Origin of the sequence: Aquabacterium olei (genome assembly GCF_003100395.1) — a bacterium.
Taxonomy (GTDB): Bacteria; Pseudomonadota; Gammaproteobacteria; order Burkholderiales; family Burkholderiaceae_C; genus Aquabacterium; species Aquabacterium olei.
Map to the genome: position 1 here is coordinate 1,868,242 of NZ_CP029210.1, position 25,635 is coordinate 1,893,876.

Below are 25,635 nucleotides of genomic sequence, written 5' to 3' on the forward strand. Positions count from 1 at the left end.
GCGTCCTTCGAGGACGTGTGAGTGGAGCGTCAATGAGCATTGTGGGCGCCAATGCCCAATGGAATCTGAACCACGAACTTCGCTCCAGTGCCCGGGCCTTGGCTCTCGGCCCATACTCGACCCCCATGCAGCTCGACCAGACGTCGCACCATCGCAAGACCGATGCCGAACCCCAGGGCGGCGTGTCGATCCTGAGTCTTTTGCTGGTGAAACAAGTCAAATACCTTATCGAGTTCGTCGACCTGGATACCCATCCCGTTGTCGGAGATGGTGACCTCCGCATACTCCGCGCTGCTGGTCAATGTGACTTCTATGGTGCCCCCTTCCGGCGTGTACTTGATCGCGTTGCCAAGCAGGTTGTCTAGGACTTGAGACAACCGTGTGGGGTCCACATTGGCAACAACGTCTTGCTCCGGAACATTGATCGTCAGACGTTGCCGTCTTGCCTGGGCTCGGATCAGGGCGGGATCACACGCATAGAGCAGTACCTGGCGGATCGAAGTCGGCGCAGTCTTCAGAGTAAAGCTGTCTCTGGATATCCGAGACACCTCGAGCAGGTCGTCGACCAAACATTGCAATTGCTTGCTTTGCCTCGTGATCACGCCTCGAGCAAAAATCGAGGGCTCACTGAGATGGGCGTCACGCGACAAGATGTGGTTGGCGTTAGAGATGGCCCCGAGCGGATTGCGGATTTCATGCGCCAGCATGGCGAAGAACTGTTCCTTCCTCGCGTCTGCCTCTTTCAGGACCTCCAAAGTGCGGCGCTCCGCATCAATGTCGACGCACACCATCACCGCTCCGGCAGGCCGGTCCTGCTGCACAACAGGGGAGGCGATCAGACGGAGCCATAGACTGCGTCCGTCGCGGCTTGTGACGTGTTGAACTTCGACCTCGGAGCGAATCGATCCGTCGAGGACTTGAAGTACAGGGTACCGAGCTTGTGCAAGTCGTGTTCCATCCGCGCAGTAGCTTTCCCACCGTTGTGACTCATCGCGAACTTGAGCGCCGCGCCTCAAAGGTCCGAACAACGAGTCCATGAGCGGATTTGAGCGGGTGATGTGCCCAGCCTCGTCGACACTCAGAATGCCCACCGGTGCAGTCCGCAGTAGCGCTTCGACGTATGCGCCCTTGTCCTGGAGCGTTCGCCACATCGTGCGCGTTTCGGTGGTGTCCCACAGAACGCCGCTGAATCGAGTGGCTTGGCGACCTGAGTCTCGATGCTCAAACCTGACTCTGCCAATGGCTTCCACATCGCGAAGCGAACCGTCCCGCCATAGGACGCGATAGCTTTCATGAAAGATACCGTCCGCGTGGGAAGCCATCGCTGACTCGATCGCAAGCCGCACTCGGGGCAGATCTTCTTTGTAGACGCGTACCAGCACCTCATCGAGGTGCACATCCCCCTCCTCCGGCATGTCGAACAGGCGTCGCGCGCTGCCGCTCCAGACGATGCGGGTACTGGGGACATCCATGTCCCACCACCCGAGCGATGATGACTCCATGGCCAGCCGCATTCGCTCTTCGCTTTCCGCCAAAGCACTGAGGCTTTTTCGCAGCGCTCCCTCACTGGCCGCCAAACGCTCCGCGGTTTCGACTTCCGCGGTTACATCGGTGACGAGCCCGATAAATCGCATGGGTCTGCGGGGGGTCTCGTTTTCAGTGAACATCACCCGGCCCTGACTCTCCAGCCACCGCAGGGTGCCATCCGGTTGAAGGACGCGATAGCGCTCAGACCATATTCCGTCGGACTGAGAACCATCCAGTTGCGCTCCCACCCTTGCTGCAAGCCGCACGCGGTCGTCCGGATGTAGCCGGGACAAGAAATGGTCGTACGACGGCTCCTGTCCTGCGGGCAAATGAAACAACGCACGGGTTCGAGCATCCCACTTGAGTTCTCCAGTCGCAAGGTCCCAGTCATATCGACCAGCGTCCACTGCGTCCACTGCAAGTCGCAAGCTCTCTTCGCTGTCTCGTAAGCGCTGCTGAGCTTTACGCTCTTCGGTCAGATCAAAGGTGACCCCAGCGATGTGCGAGGCTCCTCCGTCTACTGTGTCATGTGGGACATGCCGCCCCGCAGCTCTGACCCAACGCCAGTGTCCGCTATCGTCCTGAACCCGATAGGTCTCGTCGTAGTCGACCTTATCGTGCGCACATCGAAGGAGACTCTGTTGAACGCGTTCGACATCGTCGCGGTGAATGCCGCAAAAAGCATCAGCCCAGCAGACCCTGTCCGAGTCACCCCTTATCGCATGTTGCCGGCGCGTACTGACGGGCACCAGAAACACGTTCTCCCCTATCAGGTAAGTCCATGTCTGCAGCTTCCCGGCGCTCAATGCAGCCGCAAGCCGGGCCTCTCGCTCGCGAACCAAGGCCTGCTGAGCTTTGAGTTCGGTCACTTCGTATGCCACAGCCACTAAGGTCGACGGCTTGCCGTGCCCATCCTTCTCTGCACTGAGCAGGGAGCGGAAGACACGCTGCTTCTCGTCTGGCCCTGCGTAAGAGAATTCGATCTCGCGGGGGCATCCATCTGCCAGGACCGCGTGCATCACGTTGTCCCATTGATCGCATAGGTGCGACGGCATCCCGAGGTCCCGGTTCGATTTCCCGAAAAATGTCGCCGGCGGCATGCCCGTGATCGTCTCTATCGCTGGGCTCACATAGAGGTGCCTGAGGTCCTTGTCAAAATGGCTGACGACAATTGGCGTCGCATGGTGCAGTAGGGCGAAATCCCGGGTCCATTGAGAACGAATGCGGTTCTCGTTGGTGACGTTGATCGACACGCCGACAAGCCCAACAACGGAACCTGTCCGGTCCCGCCACGGCGCCTTGCAGGAAAGATAGACGCGGTGCGGATCGTGCAAGATCTCTTCGGTTAAGAGGGCCCGACCTTCATTGACCACTTGCAGGTCATGCTGCGTGACATGCTGGGCGTCCCGATCCTCGCGCATGTAGGCCGTGGCAAGGCGACCGAGGGCCTCGATACGGTCCTTGCCCAACACATCGAGCACGGCGTCGTTGCACCACACGAGCCGCCCTTCCCGGTCCTTTAGATACAGAAGGCCGTCTCCACACCGCTCAAGCGCGTCGAGGACCTCTCGCGCTTTGCTGTACTCAGCGTCTCGGAGCTTTTGGTCATGGATGTCCCCCGCTGTGCCAACCCAGGAAACGAGTTCGCCGCGAATGTCGCACACGGGGGCAGCGCTGACTCTGTGCCACCGTGAGCGGCCCTCGCCGGTCAAGATGCGTGCTTCACATGTCAGTACCGTTCCTGCCGCCCGAGCTGCGGACCACGCCGCGAGCACCTGGACTTGGTCCAGGGGATCTACGAACGATGTCCAATCGGTATTGAGTACAGTGCTTGTATCTAAGCCGGAGGCGCTATGTCCATGTGCGGTGAAAGAGGTCACTCGCCCCTTGGCGTCGGTCTCCCACAGAAGCGACTGCCCACGAACAAGCAAGTCTTGCAGCGCAGCCGCTCGCCGCATCTCCATCTCGGGAAGCGACATCGTGTTCAGGACGTCGAGTTGACTTGGCATGTGATGGGGATTCGGCGGTGAATCGGGTTTGACCAGGTCCGTCAGATTAACAACGTTCTCATGATGGCGATACACACAGTTAAAGATTGTTTCACTCGATGAAATCGGTTGTGCGCTTCCCTGAACGAAGGGCCACGCTGTTCGACCGCCGAGGTGACCCGCTTGGCGTCAAAATTGACTCCGTCAAAGGAGGTGAAGTGACAGTACATTCTTCATGCGAACGGGAACTCAGTTGTGCTTTGAGCGCAGAGGAGGTGAGCGCCTTGATCTCCCTCCTTGCGCCATTTGGCTGGGCTGACGCACAAGCGGTAAGCGATGACGATGACGTCCGTGCACATCTGCTGCTCTCGGCAGTAGCCAAGCTCCGTGGGAGCTTAGAGGCTGCGCGAACGAAAGCCATGGCAGGCCCTTCACAGGCCGAAGCGCCCGGCACAACAATCATTCAGTCGACTAATGACGAAAGGTAGGCGCGGCATGTCGGTCTTCAGAATGTCCTTCTTTGCCAGGGTAGAAGGTTGCCGATATGCTGAGAAGTTTGACGCCTTCGGGAAATGTTGAGGAAGTGGCATGTTCATAGCGTCCACCAGTGAAGGGATGGCCGTTTCTTTGGCTTTGCATCGCAAGCTGGAAACATCGCTCGGTGTCACCTTATGGTCTTGGGATGTCGGCAACATGAATCGCTTCTCCATCGACCGCGCGAAAACGCTCATTTCAACGTCCGACATCGCAGTTTTCGTCTCGTCCCCTGCGGACGTGGCGTGCCTTCGAACACCAAACAGGGAAGCCGGTCTTAGAACGGAGGAGACTCTGTTTCTGATCGGGCTCATGGTAGGGGCGCTCGGTCCGAACAGGGTTTTCTGGGTCATGCCTGACGAGGCGGGAGCTCCCGCTGCCGTCGCTCATCGCCTAGGAATTCACAAGTTCTATTTCGACGGGCATCGCCGCGATATCAATGCGGCGATCTCGGACGCATCTTGTTCATTGCAGGAGGCCGTGAAAGAGATCGGGCTACGATCTTCGCTTTGTCCACCCGGAGGTAGCCTCGACATTGTTCGAGCGTGGTTGGGAAAATAGGGACCAACATAATGCAAGACACGTTCAAGGCCTAAATCAAGGTCGTAGATGTCTCACCGTGCCACGTCGGCATTTTCATTCGCTAAGGCAGGGGCGAGCAGGGTGGTGGGCTCGCGCCAAGGAAGGAAGCGTTTGCAGGTTTCGTCGGCCTGCGCCAAGCGACTTTAGAGGTCTGGCGACGGACGCTCCCCAGCTCGGGGTGGAACCTTGAACAGGTGCCGGTAGAACGGTTTTCCAGGAGCAGTTGCCGAGCGCCAAGGCGGTACCGCCCAAGCAAGCTCGATGCTAAGGAGACGACCTGTATTCCACTGGTTCGCTATTACGGTTCTCCGGCGAACACGGCGGGTATCTAACAGCGACTATCTGTCGAGCGCGCATCAGAGTAGAAACGACGGTACCGCAAGCCTCAGCCGGTCGACGCCGCAAGATCTTTCTCAAGCCCCTGCGCCCACTTAGTTGTCCGGGGCGGTGATTTGGATGGCTTGTGCTCAATTCTGGCATTTTCTTGAGACGCGATCTTTATACGTTCTTGATGCATTTGACGCTAGCTTCTACGACACCCTGATGCCTCCCTACCTAAGCTGCTCGCATCGACATAGATTGCGAGTTGCACAGTATGGATTGGATGTTTGTGGGTCTTAGCCTAACGCTCTCTGGACTGGTACTCGGTTTGCCCGGCGCAAGTCACCGCCTGCAGGGGGGACAGCAATGAGCCTCCTTTACTGGATCTGCGGCCTGCTTGCAGCCGGCCTCTTTGTCTACTTGCTCGTGGCTCTGGTCCGCGCCGAGGAGTTCTGACATGAACGGCCTAGCATGGATCAACTTGACCTTGTTCATGTGCCTCCTGCTGCTACTGGCATGGCCTCTGGCCAAGTGGCTTGTAGTTGTTTGCGATGGACGACTGCCGCGCATGATCGTCGCGGTCGAGGGCCCTCTGTACAAGCTGGCCGGTGTGAGGCCTGAGCAGGGCCAGCATTGGAAGCAGTACGCCATAGCGCTGTTCCTGTTCAACATGCTGGGCCTGTTAGCCGTCTATGCGCTGCAGCGCTTTCAGCATGTGCTGCCGCTGAACCCACAAGGAATGCCAGCCGTGACGGCGGATTCAGCCTTCAACACCGCGGTGAGTTTTGTCTCGAACACAAATTGGCAGGGCTACGCTGGTGAAGCAACGATGAGCTATCTGACCCAGATGCTGGCGCTTACGGTTCAGAACTTTCTGTCGGCCGCCACCGGCATCGCAGTGGGGTTTGCGCTGATGCGCGGATTCGCACGCAAGCTCAGCAACGACGTGGGCAACTTCTGGGTCGACCTGACGCGCATCACCCTGTGGGTGCTCCTGCCCATAAGCTTCGTGCTGGCGATGTTCTTTGTCGGGCAGGGAGTGCCACAGAACTTCGACCCCTACAAGGCCGTACAGACCCTCGAGACCACCACTTACCAGACGCCGAAGTTGGATGCTCATGGACAGCCACTGAAGAATGCGCAGGGCCAGTCTGTGATGGAGGACCAGGAGACGGACACCCAGCTTATCGCCATGGGGCCGGTGGCCTCCCAACTGGCCATCAAGATGCTGGGCACCAATGGGGGCGGCTTCTTCAATGCCAACTCGTCCCATCCCTACGAGAATCCGACCCCGATGTCCAACCTCGTACAGATGCTGGCCATCTTTCTGATTCCGGCGGCACTGTGCTTTGCCTTCGGTCGCATCGTCGGTGACCAGCGCCAGGGTGTGGCCATCCTGGCGGCAATGAGCACCATGTTCTTGGTCGCCGTGGTCATCGCGACCACCGCCGAGCAGGCCGGCAACCCGCTTTTGCATGCGCAGGGCGTGGATGCCGCTGCCGGCAACATGGAAGGCAAGGAGACCCGCTTCGGCATCAATGCGAGCAGCCTCTTTTCAGTGGTGACCACTGCGGCCTCTTGTGGTGCAGTGAATTCGATGCACGATTCCTACACGCCCATCGGCGGCATGGTACCGCTCGTGATGATGCAGCTAGGCGAAGTGGTGTTTGGTGGCGTGGGCACGGGCCTGTACGGCATGCTGGTCTTTGCCCTGCTGGCGGTCTTCATCGCTGGTCTGATGATTGGTCGCACCCCCGAATACCTAGGCAAGAAGATTGAGCCCTACGAGATGAAGATGAGCTCCATCGCCATCTTGGTCACGCCTATTGTGGTGTTGGTCGGCACGGCCATCGCGGTACTGAGTCCACTGGGAAAGGTGGGGGTAGCAAATCCTGGCGCCCATGGCTTTTCGGAGATCCTCTACGCCCTGACCTCTGCGGCGAACAACAACGGTTCGGCCTTTGCGGGTCTCTCGGCCAACACACCCTTCTACAACACCCTGCTGGGATTCGCGATGTGGTTGGGTCGCTTCGGCGTGATTGTCCCGGTGCTCGCTATCGCCGGCTCCATGGCTGGAAAGAACCGCGTACCGGTGAGCAGCGGTACCTTGCCCACCCACGGTCCACTCTTCGTCGTGCTGCTGATCGGCACAGTCTTGCTGGTGGGCCTGCTGAACTATGTGCCCGCACTGGCCCTGGGTCCCATCGTTGAGCACTTGATGCTCTGGAAGTGAGGGGCAAACCATCATGAGCAAGAACACCAAAGACTTCGTACTTGAACCTCGGCTGGTCAAGCAGGCCGGGCTGGAGGCTTTCACCAAGCTGGACCCCCGCGTACAGTGGCGCAATCCAGTGATGTTCGTTGTCTACGCGGGCAGTGTGCTGACCACGGGCTTGTGGGCCGCCAGCTTCGGCAACCCCGCGCTCGCCGGTCCCGAGGGATCAGGCTTCATGCTGGCCATTGCTCTGTGGCTGTGGTTCACAGTGTTGTTTGCCAATTTCGCAGAGGCCCTTGCCGAGGGACGTAGCAAGGCCCAGGCAGCCTCGCTGCGCGGACTCAAGACCAAAACGTGGGCCAAGAAGCTGCATGAGCCGCGCCACGGCGCGCAGTGGCATCCCACCCAATCCGAAGAACTGCGCAAAGGTCATGTGGTTCTGGTCGAGGCAGGCGACCTGATCCCGCTGGACGGTGAGGTCATTGAGGGTGTGGCCTCGGTGGACGAGAGCGCCATCACTGGCGAGTCGGCGCCCGTCATCCGCGAATCCGGAGGAGACTTCTCCTCTGTCACTGGTGGCACCCGCGTGCTCTCGGATTGGTTGGTGGTGCGCGTGGGGGTGAACCCCGGTGAGTCCTTTCTGGACCGCATGATCGCCATGGTGGAGGGCGCCAAGCGCCAGAAGACGCCCAACGAGATCGCGCTGACCATCCTGCTGGTTGCCCTGACTCTGGTCTTCCTGGTGGTCACAGTGACGCTGCTGCCGTTTTCGGTCTTCAGCGTCGAAGTGGCAGATACCGGCACCGTGGTCTCGGTCACTGCGCTGACCGCGTTGCTGGTGTGTCTTATCCCGACCACCATCGGCGGGCTACTGTCGGCCATTGGTGTGGCGGGGATGAGCCGCATGATGGCGGCGAATGTAATCGCCACCTCGGGCCGGGCCGTGGAAGCGGCTGGCGATGTGGACGTGCTGATGCTGGACAAGACCGGCACCATCACCTTGGGCAACCGGCAGGCTAGCACCTTTGTGCCTGCACCGGGCGTGAGCGAGGCCCAACTGGCAGACGCCGCCCAGATCGCCTCGCTGGCCGATGAGACGCCCGAGGGCCGTTCTATCGTTGTACTGGCCAAGAGCTGGTACGGTCTGCGCGAGCGCGAGGTCGGCAGCCTCGGCGCGCAGTTCGTGCCCTTCACGGCACAGACCCGCATGAGCGGCGTGGACCTGGCGAGCGGCGGCCGCCAGCTCCGCAAGGGTGCGCAGGACGCGATCCGCAAGCATGTAGAAAGTCTGGGGGGCAGCTTCCCAAGCGAGGTCGCAGCTGTCGTGGACGAAATCGCCCGCCGTGGCAGCACGCCCCTGGTCGTCGCCGATGGTGCCCGCGTGCTGGGCGCGATAGAACTCAAGGACGTCATCAAGGGCGGGATCAAAGAGCGCTTTGCCGCGCTGCGCCGCATGGGCATCAAGACCGTAATGATCACCGGCGACAACCGGCTCACCGCGGCAGCCATCGCGGCCGAGGCCGGGGTGGATGACTTCCTAGCCGAGGCCACGCCAGAAGCCAAGCTCCAGCTGATCCACGACTACCAAGCCGAGGGCCGCCTGGTAGCCATGACCGGCGATGGAACCAATGATGCCCCCGCCCTGGCCCAGGCCGATGTGGCTGTGGCAATGAACAGCGGCACTCAGGCTGCAAAGGAGGCCGGCAACATGGTGGACTTAGATTCGAACCCCACCAAGCTGCTAGAGGTGGTGGAGACCGGCAAGCAACTGCTGATGACCCGCGGTTCGCTCACCACCTTCTCCATCGCCAACGATGTCGCAAAGTACTTCGCCATCATCCCGGCCATGTTTGTGGGCGTCTACCCGCAGCTGGGGACACTGAATGTAATGGGCCTGCATAGCCCTAGTTCGGCCATCCTTTCTGCGGTCATCTTCAACGCCCTAATCATCGTCGCGCTGATCCCCCTGGCGCTCAAGGGCGTGCCCTATCGCGCCGTGGGCGCCGCCACCTTGCTGCGCCGCAATCTGGCGATTTACGGCATTGGCGGCCTGATCGTGCCCTTCATCGGCATCAAGCTCATTGACTGGCTGCTGGTGCTCTTGCATCTCGTTTAAGGAGGCTGACTCATCATGAAGGCCCATTTGCTTACATCTCTCCGACCGGCACTCGTCAGCCTGGTGCTTCTCTCGGCCATTACTGGCCTGCTCTATCCGCTGGCGGTGACCATCGTTGGACATGGTTTGTTTCCCAAGCAAGCGGCGGGCAGCCTGATCGAGTTGGACGGCAAGACCGTCGGCTCCGAGCTGATCGGCCAGAGTTTCAGCTCACGCAAGTACTTCTGGGGGCGCCCCTCTGCAACCGGTCCGATGTCCAACAACGCGTCGCTGTCCAGTGGCTCGAATCAAGGCCCGCTGAACCCTTCTCTGGCCGATGCCGTCAAGACCCGCATAGTGGCGCTGCGTGCGGCCGATCCGACCAATATGGCCCCCGTACCGATCGACCTGGTGACAGCTTCCTCCAGCGGCCTCGACCCGCATATCAGCGTTGCCTCCGCCCAATACCAGGCCCCGCGCGTGGCCCGCGAGCGGGGCCTGCCGCTGGACGCAGTGCAGTCCCTGATCGAGTCCAATACCGCTGACCGCGATCTGCACGTGCTGGGCGAGCCGCGTGTCAACGTGCTCAAGCTCAATCTGGCGCTAGACGGCGGTAACTTCGCGGGTCAGGAGGTCAAGAACCCGGGCAAGGGCCTGGCTCTGAGCGTACACCGCAGCTTTTGAACCTGGGCACATGAGGTCACAATGCGGCGATGCTAATCAACTGCGCGGCCTATCGCGAGGGCCACAAGCTGGCGGATCTGACTCCAGGCGAAGTGGGGGCCTATTTGGACCAGTCCGATACCTTCGTGTGGGTGGCGCTGCGTGACGCCGACGCCGCTGAACTGGAGCCATGGCAGCATCTTTTCAAGCTGCACCCGCTCGCAGTGGAGGACGCGCTCAAAGGCCAGCAGCGGCCGAAGATCGACGAGTACGGCAACGATCTGTTCGTCTCGATGCATCTGGTCGACTGGGGAGGTGCAGAGATTCAGCGTGGAGAAGTGGCTGTCTTCGTTGGCGCCGGCTATGTACTCTCGCTGCGTCAGCATAGCTCCCAGCATTTTTTGGGCGTTCGTGAGCGCGCCGAGCGCGAGCCCGAGTTACTGCGCCAGGGTCCTAGCTTCGTGCTCTATGCCTTGATGGATGCTGTAGTGGACCGCTACTTCCCGGTCGTGGACTTGCTGGAGGCCGAGTTGGAGGAGATTGAGCAGAGCATCTTCACCAACGGCGCGGCGCGCGACAACATCCAGCGCTTGTATGCCCTCAAACGGCGGCTGATGCAACTGCGCCGCGCGGTGGCACCCATGCTCGAAATGCTGTCCAAGCTGCATGGAGGTCGCGTCCCGCCGGTTTGCAGCAAGTCCGAGCATTACTTCCGCGACGTGGCAGACCACTTGGCGCGCATCCACGGCGCCATCGAGGCGGTTCGTGAAACCATCGCCACCGCCATCCAGGTCAATCTTTCCATGGTGGCCATCGAGGACAGCGACGTGACCAAACGCCTGGCGGCCTGGGCCGGCATCTTCGCTATGGCGACCGCCTTTGCGGGCATCTGGGGCATGAACTTCGAGCACATGCCCGAACTCAAGTGGGTTTGGGGCTACCCGGCGGCGCTGGGCCTGATCGCCACAGTCTCTGGCTTGCTGTGGTATCGCTTTCGCCGCGCCGGCTGGATCTAAAGACAATGACGATAAACGACGGGCGTCTCGACCCCGAGGCGCTGCTCGAGCAGTTGCGGAGGGACGAAGAGAAGGCCGCGCGGGGCAAGCTGCGCATCTACTTCGGTTCCTCGGCTGGCGTGGGCAAAACCTACGCCATGCTGTTGGCCGCGCACAAGCTGCTGGCCGAGGGCCGTCAGGTGTTGGTGGGCGTGGTGGAGACCCATGGCCGGGCCGAGACAGAGGCCCTGGTCGAGCGCCTGCCCCTGCTGCCCCCGCGCCTGATTGAGCACCGCGGTCATCGCCTGCCGGAGTTCGACCTAGATGCGGCGCTGGAACGCTTCAAACCCGTCGTGTTGGACGGGCAGCCGCGTCCGCTGATGCTCGTGGACGAACTGGCGCACAGCAATCTACCCGGCTCACGTCACCCCAAGCGCTGGCAGGACGTGGAGGAGTTGCTGGCTAATGGCATTGACGTCTACACCAGCCTCAATGTCCAGCATCTTGAGAGCCTCAATGATGTGGTGGGCGGCATCACTGGCGTACGTGTCACGGAGACCCTGCCCGACCGCTTCTTTGATGCTGCCGACGAGGTGCTTCTGGTCGATACCCCGGCCGACGAGTTGCTAGCGCGGCTTAAGGCCGGCAAGGTTTACATGGGAGCGCAAGCCGAGCGAGCGGCTCAGCACTTCTTCCGCAAGGGCAATCTGATTGCCCTGCGCGAGCTGGCGCTTCGCCGCACGGCCGATCGTGTGGAAGATGATGTCCAGGCTTGGCGCAGCAACGAAGCGATCGCTCAAGTCTGGAGTACCGAGGCTGCCATCCTCTGTGCGGTCGGGCCGACACCGCGCGCCGAACATGTCCTGCGCAGCAGCGCACGTCTGGCCCAGCAACTTGGCGTCTCGTGGCATGCGGTCTATGTCGAGACGCCAGCGCTGAAGCGCTTGCCTGATGCACGGCGCGAGCGCGTGCTCCGGCAGATGCGACTAGCCCAGGACCTGGGCGCCGCCACCGCAGTGCTCCAGGCCCAAGACACCGCGACAGCGCTGGCTGCACATGCGCGCGAGCACAACCTCGCCAAGCTGGTGCTCGGACGCAGTCCGGCTCTCCCCGGCTGGCGTCGATTGATGGGCGGTCGTCCCTTGTACGAACAACTCGCGATAGCCTTGCCGGACGTCGATCTGATTGAGGTCGGCCTGCCACCAGCCGTTGGCCACCGAGTCGAGCCCTTGCCTGCGCAGGCAAAGTGGGGGGGGGCGACCCGCAAGGCTACTCAGTATGGTCTGGCATGTGCAGCGTGCGCGTTCACTACGGCGCTTGCGTGGCTGCTGCAGAACCTGCTCGACGAGGCCAATATCGTCATGCTGTTCTTGCTGACGGTGCTGGCTGTTGCACTCCGTCTGGGACGTGGGCCGGCGGTGCTGGCCAGCTTCCTGAGCGTGGCGCTCTTCGACTTCTTCTATGTTGCACCGCATCTGTCCTTTGCGGTGTCTGACGTGCAGTACCTGCTGACCTTCGGTGTGATGCTTGCGGTGGGCCTGATCGTCGGTCAGCTAACAGCCCATCTGCGCTATCAGGCCCAGGTGGCGGCCGAGCGCGAGACACGCTCTCGAGCCCTGTTTGACCTCACGCGAGAGCTCTCCGGTGCCCTCCAGACCGAGCAGGTGGCGAAGATCGCTCAGGACCGTCTGGCGCGGGAGCTCCATGGCCGTGCGCAGATTTTGGTGCTGGGCTCAGACGAGCAGCTGCACGCGCCTCTGCCGTTGCCCCCAACGGGGGAGGGGGCGAATGATGCGCCCGATCTGGGCACAGCGCGATGGGCCCTCGACCATGGTCGGGCTGCGGGCCTCGCTACTGACACCCTACCAGGCAACCCCTGGTTCTATCTGCCGCTGGCCGCACCCATGCGGCCACGCGGCGTGCTATGCCTTCGCCCGAGCGGATTGGACGCCGTGCTGCGCCCCGAGCGCCGCGCCCAGCTCGACACCATGGCCGGCATCGTGGGTCAGGCGCTCGAACGAGTGCATTACGTGGAGGTGGCGCAGAACGCCCTGGTGCACATCGAGTCGGAGCGATTGCGCAACTCCCTGCTCTCGGCGCTCTCGCACGATTTGCGCACCCCCTTGGCGGCGGTCTATGGACTTGCGGATACCTTGACGACGCTGCCGGGCTTGCCGCGCCAGGGGCTGGAGATGGCCGGTGCCTTGCGCCAGGAGTCTCAGCGCATCATTGCCATGGTCAACAACCTCTTGGACATGGCACGATTGCAGAGTGGAGCCGTTCGTTTGCGTCGGGAATGGCTGCCTATTGATGAGGTACTCGGTACCGCGCTGCAATCCATGCAAAGCGTGCTGGCCGGCCATCGTGTCCAGACCCAGCTGGCGCCAGAGCTACCCCTGGTCGAGATAGATGCTGCGTTGATAGAGCGCGTGCTTGCCAATCTCCTGGAAAACGCCGCCAAGTACACGCCGGCGGATAGCCATATCGAGATCTTGGCCGAGGTTAAGGACGGGGAATTTCAGCTGACCGTAGCCGACGACGGCCCCGGTCTGCCAGCCGGCCGAGAAGATGCTGTGTTCGAAAAATTCACCCGCGCTAAGAGAGAGAGCAGCATTCCCGGCGTGGGCCTGGGGCTTGCCATCTGCCGCAACATCCTGGAGGCGCATGGCGGCCGCATCTGGGCTGAACGTTCCGCGCTGGGGGGGGCTGCCTTCGTCCTCACCCTGCCATTGGGGCGCCCTCCGGACATACCGCGTGAGGGGATTGAGGAGGCTGCCCGGTTATGAGTGAACCAAAACCCTCCGTCCTGATCGTCGAAGACGAACCCAGCATCCGCCGCTTTGTTCGCATGGCTTTGGAAGCCGAGCGATGGGTGGTACATGAGTGCGAGACGGTACGTCAGGGACTGATCGATGCCGGTACACGTCACCCTGACCTCATCATCCTAGACCTCGGCCTTCCCGATGACGACGGGATCAATTACCTCAAGGACCTACGTAGCTGGTCGTCCGTGCCGGTGATCGTGCTTTCGGCCCGCGCCGATGAGCAGGACAAGATCGCTGCCCTAGACGCCGGAGCTGACGACTACCTTACCAAGCCCTTCGGGGTGGGTGAGCTGATGGCAAGGGTGCGCGTGGCCCAGCGCCGCGTTCAGGCCGTAGCAGCCCAGGGGGGGCAAGTCCCGGTGAGCCGCTTCGCCTTTGGCGCAGTTGAGGTTGACTTGGCGGCGCGCCATGTGTCGCGCGACGGCCAAGTCGTTCACCTCACGCCCACCGAGTACCGCCTGCTCACCCATCTGATCGGCAACGCCGGAAAGGTGTTGACTCACCGTCAACTGCTCAAGGCCGTCTGGGGGCCCAGCCATTTAGAGGCTAACCACTACCTACGCGTCTACATGCGCAATCTGCGTCAGAAGCTGGAGGCCGAGCCAGCCCAACCTCGCCATCTGCTTACTGAGACCGCGGTGGGCTACAGGCTGATGCTCTGATGCCGCGCAGCGCGAACAGCAACCACGCATCGGCCATGTGGCCTTACCGAATTTAATCCGGCTGACGTCACCGCGCGGATGAACGCAACTTGGTTACCACCTTCTTGCGGGGCAAAGCCGTAGTTCACGAGGTCTGCTGTAGGCTGAGAGCTGCCCCTCGTGCTGCGCGCTTGGATCGGCGGCTATCGACCGATAGCAGACGTCTATATTTGGCATAGATAGCACAACTTATTTCCCTCACAGGCACCCGCGACCATGTCTCAAAAATGACATCAACGAGTCATCAGGGTGTCATATCACGACATTACCATCGCTGCAATTCAGATTCGTAATCAGGTCATCATTTTTGATTACGATTTCAAATCTGCCGGAGGTGTCATGATCGAACTACAGAATGTCTCAGTCAGTTATGGTGATGCGATTGCACTGTATCCCACCACTCTCAAACTCCATCAGGGACAGTTCACCGTATTGCTCGGATCTTCCGGCGCTGGAAAATCCACGCTACTTCGCTGTATTAATTCGCTGCATGCGTCGCAGCGCGGCACCACCATTGTCGCCGGCTTAGGAAATTTGGCGAACTCGCGTGCATTGCGCATGCATCGCCGACAGACTGGCATGGTGTTTCAACAGCATCAATTGATTGGCCGACTGACGGCTTTGCAAAACGTTTCGATGGGCCGAATGGGCTACCACACGGCATTACGCAGTCTATTCCCCCTCCCGGCGAAGGATCAATCCATATGCCTGCAAAGTCTGGACCGAGTCGGCTTATTGCACAAAGCCTTAAGCCGTGTCGACGCATTGAGCGGCGGCCAGCAGCAACGCATCGGTATTGCCCGGGCTCTGGCTCAGCAACCTAAACTGGTGTTGGCTGATGAACCGGTAGCCAGCCTCGATCCTGCTACTGCAGAGCGAGTGCTAAGTCTGCTGCACCGCATTTGTAAAGAGGACGGGATTTCGGCGGTCGTCAGCCTGCATCAGGTAGACCTCGCTCAACGTTATGCCGACCGTATTATTGGCCTGTCCCATGGCCGAGTCATTTTTGATGCCGCCCCGCAGACTTTGGATCAAGCCAGTTACGACACGCTGTATGAACAAGTACCCCGTTCTTCTTTGAGCGTTCCACAAGACGCTCGAGAGGAACGGCTTATCGATACTTCATTTCCCATGCAACTTGCTACCGTAAAGGATTGATTATGAAAAAACTCGCATCCGCATTATTGTCTGTCTTGCTTGCCGCCGTCTGCAGCATTGGCCATGCATCATCCAATCCCGATCCAGAAACGCTCAAAGTTGCGCTGCTGCCGGACGAAAACGCATCGACCGTAATTAAAAACAACAAGCCGCTCGAAATCTATCTGGAAAAAGAGCTGGGAAAGAAAATTGAGCTGGTGGTTACCACTGATTACTCGTCAATGATCGAAGCCATGCGTCACGGCCGTATCGACATGGCATATTTTGGCCCCTTGTCGTATGTGCTGGCTAAGCAAAAGAGCGACATCGAGCCATTCGCAGCGATGAAGCAAAAGGGTAGCACTACCTACCAGTCCGTATTGATCGCCAATACTGGCGCCGGCATCGCCAAAATCAGTGATATCGTCAACAAGAATGTCGCTTACGGTGATAAGGCATCCACCTCCAGCCATTTGATTCCGAAGTCGATATTGGCGGAAAACGGTTTGAAAGCCGGCGAAAACTATCGCGAACACTTTGCCGGTGCGCATGACGCGGTGGCCATGGCCGTGCAAAACGGTCACGCGCAGGCTGGCGGCTTGAGTAAGCCGATTTTTGAATCCCTGGTTCAGCGCGGACTGGTCGATCCCAACAAAGTAAAAGTTCTTGCCGAATCGAAGCCATATCCGCAATACCCGTGGACCATGCGCAGCAATCTGAAGCCGGAACTGAAGGAAAAGATCCGTGCAGCCTTCTTGAATCTCAAAGATCCGGAAGTCCTGAAACCTTTCAAAGCCGATGGTTTCGGCCCGATCAGCGACAAAGACTATGACGTGGTGCGCAGCCTTGGCACACTGCTCAAGCTCGATCTGTCGAAGTTCTAAGTGAGCGACAGCATGCAAGCTGATTTTGGTTTGATTCTGGCCGAGCGCCAGCGCGTATGGAACCGCACGATACTGCAGTTTGCCGTTGTGCTGGCGATTGTGATCGGTTGCTGGTATTACGTCGGCCTATTTGATGCCGAGCGATTGAAGGATGGCATGCCAAGCCTGGTAAAAATTGCCGGCGAGATGTTCCCACCGAACTTCTCGCAGGCTGGCACCTGGGTCAAACCGGTACTGGATACCTTGGCCATGAGTATCGCCGGCACGGCAATCGCGGTATTGCTATCCATTCCCTTAGGAGTGCTCGCCGCGCGGAATACTAGCCCTCATCCACTCGTGTATCAAGCCACACGCGGCCTGTTAAACGCTTTGCGATCGATACCCGAACTGATCATGGGCATCCTGTTCGTGGCAGCCGTTGGCTTCGGCGCATTGCCGGGTGTTTTAGCCCTAGGCTTACATTCGGTTGGCATGATCGCCAAATTTTTTTCGGAATCGATCGAACATGCCGATCCGGCACCGGTAGAAGCCGCGCATGCAGCGGGCTGCACGCCATTGCAGGTGATTTTTCATGGGATCTTTCCCCAAGTGCTTCCGCAAATGGCCGATACCGCGATCTATCGATGGGAATACAACTTCCGTGCTTCGACCGTGATGGGCATGGTCGGCGCCGGTGGAATCGGGTTCGAGCTGATGGGCTCTCTGCGCATCATGCAATACCAGGATGTCTCGGCTATTTTGCTGGTTATTTTAGGCATGGTTACCCTCGTCGACGCCTTCAGCTCCTTCCTGCGTCGCAAGTTCAAATAACTCCCAAAGCTTACAAAGGTTTTTATGAAGCCCAAAGTCGTCCTCACCCACTGGGTGCACCCGGAAATCATCGAATTGTTGTCCGCTAGCGCCGATGTTATCCCCAACACCACACGGGAAACCTTGCCGCGTTCTGAGGTAATTGCGCGAGCCAAAGATGCGGATGCACTCATGGCTTTCATGCCGGACAGCATCGACAGCGCGTTTCTCGAGGAATGTCCAAAGCTGCGTGTCATCGGCGCCGCGCTTAAAGGCTATGATAACTTCGATGTCAACGCCTGCACACGCCACGGTGTATGGCTTACGATTGTGCCGGATTTGCTTACGATCCCGACCGCTGAACTGACTATCGGCCTTCTTCTCGGTTTGACAAGGCATATGCTGGAAGGCGATAGGCAAATCCGTAGCGGACACTTCCAAGGCTGGCGGCCGACACTATATGGCTCTGGTTTGACAGGAAAAACGCTTGGCATCATTGGTATGGGGGCGGTCGGCCGTGCAATCGCCCAGCGCTTGGCTGGCTTTGAAATGAATCTCTTGTATTGCGATCCGATTCCGCTCAATGCCGAACAAGAAAAGGCTTGGCACGTACAGCGCGTCACGCTCGATGAACTGCTCGAAAAATGTGATTATGTCGTGCCGATGGTTCCGATGGCCGCAGAGACACTGCATCTGATCGATGCCACCGCGTTGGCCAAGATGAAAACCGGTAGCTACCTGATCAATGCATGTCGCGGCTCGGTCGTGGATGAGAATGCGGTGATAGCAGCACTGGCGTCTGGAAAACTAGCTGGATATGCAGCCGATGTCTTCGAGATGGAAGAATGGATACGCGCTGATCGCCCGCAGGCTATCCCCAAGGCGCTGCTCGACAATACGGCACAAACGTTTTTTACGCCGCATTTGGGATCGGCGGTCAAGGAAGTTCGGCTTGAAATCGAGCGGCAGGCAGCGATGAACATCATCCAGGCACTCGCTGGTGAAAAACCGATGGGCGCGATTAATCAGCCGTATCCGGGAGTAAAGGCGGCGTGATAGATCTGGAGCGTGTGGCGACGTTCATTGCCGTCGTCAAATGCGGGGGCTTTCGCGAAGCGGCGAAGCAAACTGGATTGTCCCAGCCAACAGTAACGCAGCATATCAAGCGGCTGGAGCAGTCTTTGCAGGCCCGGCTGATTGACCGCGCAACAATGCCGCAAAGCCTGACATTGGAGGGAAAGATTTTTTTCCCCTATGCGGAACAATTGCTCCGTACTAGCCATAAGGCTACGGCAGCCCTCCACAATAAAAGCCTGGTCGTTGGTGCAAGCTCCAATATCGGCATTTATCTTTTACAACCCTATATCAAGGCGCTCCAAGATAAATTAGCAAACAAGATCGATGTGAGGATCGGCAAAAATATCGAGATTGCCGCTTTGCTGGAAACGCTTGAAGTGGATGTAGCGGTAATGGAGTGGTGGGACTCACGTCCTGGGTTCGTCTCAACAGTATGGCGGCGCGAGAGGATGGTTGTCATTGTTCGCCCCGGCCATCCTTGGGCTGCCGAGTCGACCATTCCACTTAAGTGGTTAAAATCCCAGAACTTGCTTGGAGGCGAAGCGGCTACCGGAACTGGGCGCCTACTACAACAATATGCCGGTGCCGACTCGGCAGAGTTCACAGTGGGTATGCAGTTAGGTAGCACCGAGGCGGTCAAACACGCGGTCCACGCAGGGCTAGGAATCTCGCTTGTGATGGAAAGCGCGGTCAAGCATGAACAGGCAAGCGGATGGTTACATGCAATTCCGATTGAAGAAGATGTTTACAAAGATCTTTATCTCGTACATCGCTCAGAAACTTCGTTAAGCGGTCCGGTGGCAAGCCTTGCAGATTTGATTCTCCATTCTCCGGATTTAGGCTCAATAGAATATAAATAGCAAAACGAATGTCTGCTTCTGGCCGAGAGCTGACCTTCTCTGCGCGCATCTTACTGACCGCAACCGCTGCAGTGCTGGCATTCACCGTACTGACAGGCAGACGTTGACAACGTGACATCACGTCGGAAACTGGTTTCAGCAAACCGCTGGAGCCAACCATGCAACCACTGAAACTCACCCTCAAAGGCTTTCGGGGCATCCGTTATGGCCTGGGGCAAGACGTGTTGACCCTGGACTTCGAGCGCCTGGCCGATGGCGCTGAACTCGTCGCCATTGCAGGGGCCAATGGGCGGGGCAAGACCACGCTGATGGACAACATGCACCCCTATCTGACGATGCCGTCACGGGCGGCCTTGAGCGGCCCCGGCGGCTTTTCCTACTACGACCATGTCTGTCTACCGGAAAACGAAAAGGATCTGACCTGGTCACATGAAGGCAGGTGCTATCGATCCCAAGTGGTGATCCGGCTCAACGGGCGCCGCAAGACCGAGGCCTATTTGCATGCACTCAGTGATGAGGGCCAATGGCGCCCCGTCTGTCTCGACGATGGTCTGGTGTCCGATGGCAAGGTCGAGACCTACAGCCGCTGTGTGGAATCCATTTGTGGCAGCGCTGATACCTTCTTCACCTCCGCGTTCTCAGCGCAGGGCAAGCGCCAACTCAGCACCTACCGCAATGCCGAGATCAAGAGCCTGCTGTCCGACTTGCTCGGCCAGGAAGAAATCCGAGCGTTGGGGCAAAAGGCCAATGACACCGCCAAACTGATCAAGGCCGGGCTGTCGTCCATCAGGCAGGAGTTGGCCGGCCTAGATGCGGAGCATGCTCGCCTGGATGCGGGACTGCATCGCTTGCAAGGTGCATCCGACCGAGTTGCGCAGACCTTGATTGAGCGAGAACAAGCGCAGCAGGCATTGGATGGGCATCGGGTTGGCCATGCCCGCTTGCAGGCACAACGGGATCAGTCACAGAGCACCGAGGCGCGTCGTGCGCAGTTGCTTGAGGAGCGCAAGGCGTTGATCGTTGCCGGCACGCGAGCCATCGAGGGGCTCAAGGCTCAAGAGCAGGATGCCTTGCAAGGCTTGGAGCGCTTGGCGCAACGCATCAACAGTAGGCGCACGCAAGCGCAGTCTCGGCAAAGCGCGCTCATGCAATCACGTCGCCAGTGCCTGAACGTGCTGGAAGAAGCTGACACGGTCCAGCGTGCGGCACATCGCCTGCCTCTGGCTGAACTGGTGCTGAGTGCCAGGCAACAGGAGATCGTTGTGTGCCGACAGCAGGTGCAGGCGATGAGGGATGCACAGGCCACGGAACGACTGCTAGTGCAGAAGCTAGCCAGCATCGAACTGGAGGCAGGCAGGGCGGCTTTGAAGGCCCAGGAGTTGGCGCACCGCTTTGGCCTGGTCGGTGAGGTGCCTTGTGCGGGCACTGATCTGCAAGGGCAATGCAAGCTGCTGGGGGATGCGCATGAAGCCCAGTCTCTGATGCCCAGCGCACAAGGCCAGATCAGTCGCCTGGCGCAGGACAAGTCCCTGGCAGAACAGGAACTCTCCCTGATCCGCCATCGGTACGAAGAGCTGGCCCAGGCGCCGCAAGCGCTGGCCCGGGTCGAACGCTTGGTCGATATGGCTCGAACACGGGTGTCTCGCTTGTCGCTGCTGGCGACCAGGGCAGGCCAGATCAGCCAAGCCCGCACCGCTTTGCAGACCCTTGAGCTTGAACTGTCCTCATTGATGGCAGAGCTTGGCCGGACCCAAGGCAACGAGACGACCGAAGAGCAGGCCGAGCGCCTACAGATCGAGGCAACACGACAGCGGATCGCGCAGGCGCTGGTGCAACAGGCGCAGCATTTTCGGGAGGCGCTCAATCGCCTGGATGCGGTGCTTCAGGGGTTGCCAACGCCCTTTGACCATCAGATGCTGGCCGCTGCCGCCCAGGCTGAGGCCCAAGAGCGCCTGGCCTTGTCCACCGCAGAGCAAGCCCACCTGGCCGCCGAGCGCGATGCCCAGTCCAGGATTGAATTGATGGCTCAGGCGCGGGCCCTGGCTGATCGGCGTGTGCAGGTGCAGTCTCGCATGGCCCGAGCGGAGGACAGCTTGGGAAGTTGGAACCTGTTTGCCCGATGCATGAGCAACGATGGCCTGATCGCCCTGGCCATTGACGATGCAGGACCAGCTTTGTCTGGCTTGGCCAATGACTTGCTGCTGGCCTGTTATGGGCCACGCTTTTCCGTGTCCATCCTCACGCTGGTGGAGACAGGCAAGGGCGAGCAACGCGAGGGCTTTGACATCGTCGTGCATGACGGCGAGTCGGGGGACAGCAAGAGCCTGGGCCTGATGAGCGGAGGGGAGCGCGTGTGGGTCAACGAGTGCCTGACGCGGGCGGTGGCGCTGTACCTGGCGCAGCATGCAGGTCGGCGCTACGACGCCTTGTTTTCTGACGAAGCCGATGGGGCGCTTGACCCCGAGCGCAAACGCATGTTCATGGCCATGAAGCGCGAGGTGCTGCGCGTGGGCGGCTACCAGCGGGAGTTCTTTGTGTCGCAAACGCCGGAGTTGACCGCCATGGCCGACGCCGTGATCGACCTGGATGCGATGCGCGGTCACGGGGTGAACGTGGATGGCGCAAAAAAATGGGCGTCGGCCTGATGGCGCGACGCCCGGTGGGGGTCAAAGGGGATCGGTCTCTTCGAAAATCGGCAGCCCGTCCACGATGGCTGCATCGCTGTCGAACTTGAGCCAGACGATGCCAGCCAATCTGGCTGCTTCGAAGATCGTGGCCATGTCGTTCTCAGCGGGCACCGTGTAGGGTGGGGCACCTACGTAGACGAAGCCACCATGGTCGTTCGGGTACACGTTGACCGACAAGTCATCATTGGCCAGCTTCTGGCGTGTGGTCGCCGTCAAGTGGCTGATCGACAGGGCGACGAGAGGCTCAACCAGTTCCAACAGCCTGGTCACGATGAGTTTATCCAAGGCGAACTCCTTCTTGGCGAGAGCGGGGACTCGGTTCACGCACAGTCTTGCGGGACGGGCGTTGGAAGTCCATCCCACAGTTCCGACAGCGGAACCAACGCAAGCGGCCCAGTGAGCCCAACAAGACACCTTGTCCATCATATGCATGACAAGGTGGTGGCTGTTGGGAGGATGTGGCTGCCCTATTCACAGCAAGCCCTGTTCCGCAAAAGACAGGATGCGGTCGCCTCCTACGACGAAATGGTCGAGCACGCGCACGTCCACCATCATCAAAGAGGATTTCAGCGTCTGGGTCAAGAGTTCGTCTGCACTGCTTGGCGACAATTGACCGCTCGGGTGGTTATGGGCCAACAAAACGGATGCCGCGTTGTGGGCCAGCGCGCTTTTGACGACCTCACGAGGGTAAACAGACGTTTGGGTCAAGGTGCCCCGGAACATCTCTTCGGCCTCGATCAGAACATGCTGGGCGTCAAGGTACAGCACCAGGAACACCTCGTGCTCCAAACCGGCGCAGTACATGCACAACCAGTCCTTGACAACCTTGGGTGACGCCATGACCGGTCCATCCAGCATTTTGGCGCGCATGTCTCGCAGCAGCAGCTCACGTGCGATGCTGAGTTTGTGGGCCAGCTCAGGGGGAGCGTGCTCAACGGCCTGGTATGTCGCTGCTGCATCGCAGGCGCAGGGCAAAGGGAGGGGAGCTTGGCGAACAGGTGCGGCGAGTAACTCGCTGACCAGTTCGGCACTGGACAAGTGGGTGACATTCACGGATTTCTCCTTCACAAAAAGGAAAAGCGGGAACGTCCTGTCCCGAGGGGATGGATGTTCCCGCTCGGGATGTGCTGACGCGAGGTCAGCACGGTCAATGAGGCAGGTGACGACTGCGACGCCGACTCAAGGTCGGAGCGCATTCCGCGATGGAATGCATGTAGCGGTGGGCAGTGTGTCGTGATGGTCAGAAGCGTTCAAGCCTTGATCGCTGCATGCCATGGACAAGGCCCCATGGAACCGGGTCATTGTTGAGTGCACGCCTGGGTGATAGCTGAATATCACCTGAAGTTCAGTACAGAAATCTTGTTTCAGTGGGTGGCCAAAGCCGTGACACGGGCCTGAAATTTCGCCAAGATGGCGACTCGAATCCATGCAACGAGCACGACCATGATCCGTTTTGGCCCCCACATCCGGCTCACTCGGCGAGAGACTGAGCGCTTCAAGCTGATCACCGATCTGGAGCCAGTCGGCATCCGCACGCTGGCTGACCTGGATGCCTACATCGCGCAATGCAAGGCGCACTACTGGGGCGTCTCCAGGGACACCCAGTTTCTGCATTGGCTGATCGACCGCGAGTACCAGCAATGCCGCTCAGTGGCGTAGCAATGCGCACGCAGCCTGGCGGTTCATCAAGCAAAGACACGTGGCTCGATGGTGGCGCCGCGCATGAAGGCCAGGTAGGAAGCGGCCTTGCCGATGTCCGCGAAACAAGCGATGGCATCGCTGCCTCGCCTCACGGCCCATGGCAGGTTCGGGCTTTCATTGGGCGACAGGCTCAAGTTGGCCTCGCGATAGGCTGGATGCCGATACGGCGTGTTGCCGGTCTGCCAGTCCACCAGGCACAGGATGCAGTCGGTCAAGATGGCGCCGCCACCTGACTGGCCGGGCTCGACCAGCAGGGGGATTTTGAGCATGCCGCCAGATCGGCCAATGCGGCCGACCACGCCATGCTCATCAAGCCACGGTTCACCCGTGGCGAGGTCGCCAAGTATCAGGCGGATCTTCTCGCCAGTTCGGCGATAGGACTCCAGCACCTTGGCCGCTCTAGGATCGGTCCCGGGCGCAAAGTAGGTGCGTTGGCTCTGTGGGGAGCGGCCCCATGCGGCTGTGGCCATCAGGTATTTCTGATAGCCCGCCAGCGTGGCATAGTCGCCTGGCGCAAAGGCCAGGTGGCTTTGGTCGAGTTGCTGTGCGATCTGGTTGGCATGATCGCGAGCATTGTCAAAGCCAAAGCAACTGTGGCCTGATCGCTCCGTGATGACATAGAGCTTTTGCTCCAAGTTGAGTGTGACCGTGGTCATGAGGATTCCTTGTGTGGAAGCCTTGGGGCGCACCGCCGCTCGGGCCGTGGCCCCGCAGGCGTGTTGTGTCGCTATCAGGTCGGGATCAGCCTTGCGCGGCCAACCGGATGGGGGGCTGATCGCAGACGCTGTCCACCACTTGGCTTTGTCGGAGGTGCTCCAGCTTCAGCAGCAGTGCATGGGCATGTGCGCGGTCATCACCTGCCAGGCCAGGCTGAAGGGCCTGCACTTCCTTGATCAGCAAGCGCAGTTCCTGCACGATGGCCCGGTGGGCACGCTTCTCGATGGCGCACAAGGCGTCGGTTGCAGTGGTCATGGGAAATTCCTTCCGTGGGTGTGCCGCACTGCCACTCGGGCAGATTCGGGCGAAATGGGGGAGGACGCGGCATGCACCACCAGCAGGTGGGCAGGCGCGTGGGTCGATCTGGGCAGGGCCAGGGCGCTGGCCCCGGCACGGTCAAGACGCGGTGGTCTTGACGTGCGGGGAATCAGGCTGTTTGAGGCACAGCATTGGGCTTTGACAGCTCGCCCGACGTGGCGGATGGCACGTCCTTGGGCACAGGACCTTGGACCTCAAAAGACGATTGAGCCTGCGCAAACTCCGGCGCTTTCTTCAGGCGCTTGACCTGGGTTGCAGCTGGTTCGTTGGCAGTAGGTGGCAGGCATTCAACGGCGATGTCGCCGCCTTGGCGCAGCACTTGTCGAAGTGCCAAAGCTGGCGCAACAAAAACGCCATGGAACAGCCAACGCACGAACTGACCGATGCGCCTGTTGCGTGCGGCTGTGGCTTTGTGTGTCCGCAAGGATTGCTTGCAGCACAGGTACAGGGCCAGGTGGTTGCGCTTCATCAGCGGATCAGCCTCCAACTGGGCCATGACTTCGGCGGCCATGACGGGGTCCTGACCCACACGGCGGTAAAAGCCCATCCAGGCACGGGACTCTTCAATCTCGACACAGGTGCGTTTGGAGCGAGCGCGAGACGCTTCATGATTCATGGTGTGAACTCCAGAAAGGATGAGGGCACACCTATCCCGGCGGGGAGACGGTGGACTCCCCAAAGGGTTGCGTGGAAGTGCAGCACAGCCGAATGGCTGAGGCACATGAAAGACGGTTCACATCCCATGAAGTCGAGGGCTCCCGATCAATCGGGTTTGACTTCAATGGGATGCGAACGCGGGTGAACACAAGTTGGGCGAGACCGGGGAGGTCTGCGCGTCATTTCGTGTTCGACCCGAACTGCAGGCGAGGTCAATCGCCACGGTGTCAATGTGCTGACGCTGTACCACAGTCAAGTGGTTCAGGCGGCAGCACGGTAAGCCATGACCTGTTCGACCTGTCGCGAGACAGGCGGCGCAGGCTTCAGCAATGCGGGTAGCACTGCAGGACGGATCACAGGCT

21 protein-coding genes are annotated in these 25,635 nt (G+C 59.8%); 15 read left to right on the forward strand and 6 right to left on the reverse strand.

The features are described from left to right. Positions 1 to 29: 29 nt before the first annotated feature. Complete coding sequence (locus DEH84_RS08560) at positions 30 to 3,536, reverse strand: PAS domain-containing sensor histidine kinase (RefSeq protein WP_109036480.1); 3,507 nt, start codon at positions 3,534 to 3,536, stop codon at positions 30 to 32. 594 nt (positions 3,537 to 4,130) lie between these two features. On the opposite strand from DEH84_RS08560, the gene DEH84_RS08565 reads away from it, so the two are divergent. The 14 genes from DEH84_RS08565 (at position 4,131) to DEH84_RS08630 (ending at position 21,838) form a co-directional block, all read left to right on the forward strand. After that, complete coding sequence (locus DEH84_RS08565) at positions 4,131 to 4,610, forward strand: TIR domain-containing protein (RefSeq protein ID WP_159098915.1); 480 nt, start codon at positions 4,131 to 4,133, stop codon at positions 4,608 to 4,610. Between the two features lie 708 nt (positions 4,611 to 5,318). Beyond that, positions 5,319 to 5,408: a K(+)-transporting ATPase subunit F gene (gene kdpF, locus DEH84_RS08570; RefSeq protein ID WP_109036482.1), complete on the forward strand. Its 90-nt coding sequence runs from the start codon at positions 5,319 to 5,321 to the stop codon at positions 5,406 to 5,408. A gap of 1 nt (position 5,409) precedes the next feature. Beyond that, complete coding sequence (kdpA, locus tag DEH84_RS08575) at positions 5,410 to 7,185, forward strand: potassium-transporting ATPase subunit KdpA (RefSeq protein WP_109036483.1); 1,776 nt, start codon at positions 5,410 to 5,412, stop codon at positions 7,183 to 7,185. 13 nt (positions 7,186 to 7,198) lie between these two features. Continuing rightward, complete coding sequence (kdpB, locus tag DEH84_RS08580; RefSeq protein WP_109036484.1) at positions 7,199 to 9,283, forward strand: potassium-transporting ATPase subunit KdpB; 2,085 nt, start codon at positions 7,199 to 7,201, stop codon at positions 9,281 to 9,283. A 15-nt stretch (positions 9,284 to 9,298) separates the two neighbouring features. After that, positions 9,299 to 9,946: a potassium-transporting ATPase subunit KdpC gene (gene kdpC, locus DEH84_RS08585; protein ID WP_109036485.1), complete on the forward strand. Its 648-nt coding sequence runs from the start codon at positions 9,299 to 9,301 to the stop codon at positions 9,944 to 9,946. 29 nt (positions 9,947 to 9,975) lie between these two features. Then, a complete protein-coding gene (locus tag DEH84_RS08590; protein ID WP_109036486.1) occupies positions 9,976 to 10,941 on the forward strand; it encodes a magnesium and cobalt transport protein CorA in 966 nt (321 codons plus the stop codon). Positions 10,942 to 10,946: 5 nt separating this feature from the next. After that, entirely contained in the window at positions 10,947 to 13,706 is a 2,760-nt protein-coding gene (locus DEH84_RS08595) for a DUF4118 domain-containing protein (protein ID WP_109036487.1), read from the forward strand. Then, the gene (gene kdpE / locus DEH84_RS08600; protein WP_109036488.1) at positions 13,703 to 14,407 is read left to right on the forward strand and encodes a two-component system response regulator KdpE; all 705 of its coding nucleotides are present in this window, start codon (positions 13,703 to 13,705) and stop codon (positions 14,405 to 14,407) included. Before DEH84_RS08595 ends, kdpE begins: the two co-directional genes overlap by 4 nt. Positions 14,408 to 14,785: 378 nt before the next feature. Further along, positions 14,786 to 15,604 (forward strand): phosphonate ABC transporter ATP-binding protein, encoded by an 819-nt coding sequence (gene phnC / locus DEH84_RS08605; protein WP_020200553.1) that lies wholly within the window; start codon positions 14,786 to 14,788, stop codon positions 15,602 to 15,604. Between the two features lie 2 nt (positions 15,605 to 15,606). Then, positions 15,607 to 16,467 carry a phosphate/phosphite/phosphonate ABC transporter substrate-binding protein gene (gene phnD / locus DEH84_RS08610; RefSeq protein WP_046983516.1) on the forward strand — a complete coding sequence of 287 codons (861 nt, stop codon included), beginning with the start codon at positions 15,607 to 15,609 and terminating at the stop codon, positions 16,465 to 16,467. A gap of 12 nt (positions 16,468 to 16,479) precedes the next feature. Continuing rightward, positions 16,480 to 17,277, forward strand: coding sequence for a phosphonate ABC transporter, permease protein PhnE (gene phnE, locus DEH84_RS08615; protein WP_009238668.1), 798 nt, complete (start codon positions 16,480 to 16,482; stop codon positions 17,275 to 17,277). A 24-nt stretch (positions 17,278 to 17,301) separates the two neighbouring features. Continuing rightward, on the forward strand, positions 17,302 to 18,312 hold the full coding sequence (locus tag DEH84_RS08620) for a phosphonate dehydrogenase (protein WP_009238667.1): 1,011 nt from the start codon (positions 17,302 to 17,304) through the stop codon (positions 18,310 to 18,312). Further along, the gene (locus tag DEH84_RS08625) at positions 18,309 to 19,193 is read left to right on the forward strand and encodes a LysR family transcriptional regulator (protein WP_004629222.1); all 885 of its coding nucleotides are present in this window, start codon (positions 18,309 to 18,311) and stop codon (positions 19,191 to 19,193) included. The genes DEH84_RS08620 and DEH84_RS08625 overlap by 4 nt, the downstream gene beginning before the upstream one ends. Positions 19,194 to 19,351: 158 nt before the next feature. Continuing rightward, positions 19,352 to 21,838, forward strand: coding sequence for an AAA family ATPase (locus DEH84_RS08630; protein WP_109036489.1), 2,487 nt, complete (start codon positions 19,352 to 19,354; stop codon positions 21,836 to 21,838). Positions 21,839 to 21,859: 21 nt separating this feature from the next. Here the strand turns inward: DEH84_RS08630 and DEH84_RS08635 are convergent, their stop codons facing one another. Both DEH84_RS08635 and DEH84_RS08640 read right to left on the reverse strand, forming a co-directional pair. Continuing rightward, positions 21,860 to 22,165, reverse strand: a complete 306-nt coding sequence (locus DEH84_RS08635) for a DUF5983 family protein (RefSeq protein ID WP_109036490.1) — start codon at positions 22,163 to 22,165, stop codon at positions 21,860 to 21,862. 186 nt (positions 22,166 to 22,351) lie between these two features. Continuing rightward, positions 22,352 to 22,933, reverse strand: coding sequence for a JAB domain-containing protein (locus DEH84_RS08640; RefSeq protein WP_109036491.1), 582 nt, complete (start codon positions 22,931 to 22,933; stop codon positions 22,352 to 22,354). A gap of 390 nt (positions 22,934 to 23,323) precedes the next feature. On the opposite strand from DEH84_RS08640, the gene DEH84_RS08645 reads away from it, so the two are divergent. Continuing rightward, positions 23,324 to 23,539 (forward strand): hypothetical protein, encoded by a 216-nt coding sequence (locus DEH84_RS08645; RefSeq protein WP_109038292.1) that lies wholly within the window; start codon positions 23,324 to 23,326, stop codon positions 23,537 to 23,539. Positions 23,540 to 23,565: 26 nt separating this feature from the next. Here DEH84_RS08645 and DEH84_RS08650 read toward each other — a convergent pair whose 3' ends face one another. The 3 genes from DEH84_RS08650 to DEH84_RS08660 form a co-directional block, all read right to left on the reverse strand. Continuing rightward, positions 23,566 to 24,237: a hypothetical protein gene (locus tag DEH84_RS08650; protein ID WP_109036492.1), complete on the reverse strand. Its 672-nt coding sequence runs from the start codon at positions 24,235 to 24,237 to the stop codon at positions 23,566 to 23,568. 85 nt (positions 24,238 to 24,322) lie between these two features. Next, a complete protein-coding gene (locus tag DEH84_RS08655; protein ID WP_109036493.1) occupies positions 24,323 to 24,553 on the reverse strand; it encodes a hypothetical protein in 231 nt (76 codons plus the stop codon). Between the two features lie 172 nt (positions 24,554 to 24,725). Beyond that, complete coding sequence (locus DEH84_RS08660; protein WP_109036494.1) at positions 24,726 to 25,232, reverse strand: hypothetical protein; 507 nt, start codon at positions 25,230 to 25,232, stop codon at positions 24,726 to 24,728. Between the last annotated feature and the right edge of the window lie 403 nt (positions 25,233 to 25,635).